Source organism: Cellulomonas sp. B6, from assembly GCF_001462455.1.
Classification (GTDB): Bacteria; Actinomycetota; Actinomycetes; order Actinomycetales; family Cellulomonadaceae; genus Cellulomonas.
Map to the genome: position 1 here is coordinate 1 of NZ_LNTD01000238.1, position 1,521 is coordinate 1,521.

Consider the following 1,521-nt stretch of genomic DNA (forward strand, 5'->3'; position numbering starts at 1 on the left):
GCGGCGACGCGACCGTGGCGCTCACGGCCGACGGCGCCCGCGGCACCCGCAGCCTGCTGGTGCAGGGGCGCACGCAGTCCTGGAACGGCGCCGCGGTCGACGTCACCGACGTGCTCGTGCCCGGCACGACGTACACGATCGGGCTCTGGCTGCGGCTGCCCGCCGGCGCGGGCGAGGCCGGGCTGCGCGTGTCGGTGCAGCGCGACGTCGACGGCGTCGCGTCCTACGAGACGGTCACGACCGTCGAGCGCGTCACGTCGCAGTGGACGCAGGTCGTCGCGTCGTACACGCCCGGGCGCTTCGACACCGCGTCGCTGTACGTCGAGTCCACGGGGTCGCTCACCGACTTCCTGCTCGACGACGTGCTCGTCAGCGGCGTCACGTACACGCCCGACCTGTCGCTGCCGTCGGTGGCCGACGCGCTGGCCGACGACTTCCCGTTCGGCCTCGGCATCGAGCCCGTCGACACGCTCGGCGGCCGCGGCGACCTCGCCGCGCACCACGCCGTGCAGATCACGCCGGGCAACCAGATGAAGCCCGAGTCGGTGCAGCCCGCCGAGGGCACGTTCACGTACGGCGACGCCGACCTCATGGTCGACTGGGCGCTGGAGCACGACATGCGGGTCTACGGGCACACGCTCGTGTGGCACCAGCAGACGCCCGCGTGGTTCTTCGAGCGCGACGGCGCGCCGCTCACGACGTCGACTGCCGACCAGGCGCTGCTGCGCGACCGCCTGCGGACGCACATCGAGGCGGTCGCGGACCACTTCCGCGACACGTACGGCGAGTACGGCACGCCCGGCAACCCGATCTTCGCGTTCGACGTCGTCAACGAGGTGATCGACGAGAGCCAGCCCGACGGCCTGCGGCGCAGCGAGTGGTACCGCGTCCTGGGCGCGTCGTACGTCGCCGACGCGTTCCGGTACGCGCGCGCCGCGTTCGGCCCCGACGTGCTGCTGTTCATCAACGACTACAACAGCGAGTACCCCGACAAGCGCGCGCCCTACCTGCGCCTCGTCACCGACCTGCTCGCGCAGGGCGTGCCCGTCGACGGCGTCGGCCACCAGCTGCACGTCGAGGTCGGCCGCTCGGTGCCCATGATCGAGGACACGATCGAGGCGTTCGAGGCGCTGCCGGTCACGCAGGCCGTCACCGAGCTCGACGTCTCGACCTACCGGCACGCGGGCGAGCAGTGGGCCACGCCGCCCGCCGACCGGCTGCTCGAGCAGGCGTACTACTACCGCGACGTGCTGGCGATGCTGAAGCGGCACGCGGCGTCGCTCGAGTCGGTCACCGTGTGGGGCCTCGAGGACTCGCGCACGTGGCTGCGCGCCGGGGCCGCGCCCCTGCTGTTCGACGGCGCGCTGCAGGCCAAGCCCGCGTTCTGGGGTGTCGTCGACCCGTCGCGCATCGGGGCGACGCCGACCCCGACGGCGACGCCGACGCCGACCCCGACGGCCACGCCCACGCCGACGTCCACCCCGACACCGACGGCCACGCCCACGGTCACGCCCACGCCCA

1 protein-coding gene is annotated in these 1,521 nt (G+C 73.3%); it reads left to right on the top strand.

The window, feature by feature from the left end; translation table 11 throughout:
• Positions 1-1,521 (top strand): endo-1,4-beta-xylanase (locus ATM99_RS17280; protein WP_062104052.1); only part of this gene is annotated, 1,521 nt, incomplete at both ends.